The 1,425-nt window shown below is 71.4% G+C and carries 1 protein-coding gene; it reads right to left on the bottom strand.

All coding sequences use genetic code 11. The features are described 5' to 3' along the window. Positions 1–6: 6 nt before the first annotated feature. Positions 7–1,314 carry an ISL3 family transposase gene (locus ACPYN7_RS17955; protein ID WP_424348550.1) on the bottom strand — a complete coding sequence of 436 codons (1,308 nt, stop codon included), beginning with the start codon at positions 1,312–1,314 and terminating at the stop codon, positions 7–9. Between the last annotated feature and the right edge of the window lie 111 nt (positions 1,315–1,425).

Raw genomic sequence — 1,425 nt, forward strand, 5'->3', positions numbered from 1 at the left:
GGCTCTTCAGGATCCAGGGTGTAGTCGGGGTCTGAACCCGCCGGTCTCCAGCAGCGATCTGGCGATGTAGTTGGTGAGGTTCCGGAACCCGAGCGCGCTGCCGCGCAGGTGCTCGAGCCGGCCGTTGATGGCCTCGGTCGGCCCGTTGGAGGTGCCGGGCCGGTCGAAGTAGGCCAGCACGTCGGCGGCGCGCTTGGCCAGGGTCCGTCCGAGCGTGATGACTTCGCTCAGCGCGGCCGGGACGCCGAGGCGCAGGGAGTCGATCAGCCGCTGCATCAGCGCCCGGCCTCGGGCCCGCTCAGGTTCTCGGTAGGCGGTGATCATCCGCTGGTAGATCCCCCAGGTCGCCTCGACCTCGACGTGGGCGTCGGCGGCGAACAGCTTCTCCAGCCGGTCCCGCTGCCTGTCGGTGAGCAGGTCCGCTCCGGTGTGCAGGGTCCGACGCGCGCGGTAGAGCGGGTCGTGCCTGCGGCCGCGGTGCCCGCAGGTGGCCTGCTGAACACGGCGCCGGCACGCATCCAGGGCATCACCGGCCAGACGCACGACGTGGAAGGGATCCATCACCGCGGTCGCCTCGGGCAGCTCCTCGGTGGTGGCGGTCTTGAACCCGCTGAACCCGTCCATGGCGACCACTTCCACGCCCTGGCGCCAGGCGTCCTCGCGCTCGGCCAACCACGTCTTGAACGCCGCCTTGGAACGGCCCTCGACCATGTCCAGCAACCGCGCCGGCCCGGTGCCGGCGCGGATGGGGGTCAGATCGATGATGACGGTGACGAACTTGTCCCCGCGGCGGGTGTGCCGCCACACGTGCTCGTCGACCCCGATCACGGCCACCCCGTCGAACCGGCCGGGGTCCTCGATGAGCACCCGGCGGCCCTCGGCCAGGACGGCGTCGTTGGCGGTGTTCCACGACACCCCCAGGCCCTCGGCGATGCGGGCCACGGTCAGGTGCTGGCACACGATCCCTTCCAGCGCCCACCGCAGACCGGCCCGGGAGAGCGATGCCCGCGGCTCGGCCGCCCTGGTGGTGTCCTGGCGCCACACGTGCCCGCACCCGGTGCACCGGTAGCGGCGGACCGTGACCAGCAGGATCGTCGGTCGCCAGCCCAGCGGCTCGTGCGCCAGGCGCCGCACCACGGTGTCGCGGGGCGCGCCCTCGCAGCCGCAGCGTCGGCACCACTGGTCCGGTTCCAGCACCCGGCAGGCCAGGACCGCCCGCTCAGGCTCGAGGCGCTGACCGACGACGTCAAGACCGAGCTCGTCGAGACGGCAGAAGGTGGTCACATCAGGGCAGGCGAAGGTAGCGTCAGGCACGTCGAGGTCTTCCAGATGAGGCGTGTAGGAACCTTCATCTTCGGGAGGCCTCGACCCCTATCCGGCGACCGACGCGCCGACCCGCACTACACCCTGGATCCTGAAGAGCCG

Source organism: Kocuria sp. CH-021 (assembly GCF_049716185.1).
GTDB lineage: Bacteria > Actinomycetota > Actinomycetes > Actinomycetales > Micrococcaceae > Kocuria > Kocuria cellulosilytica.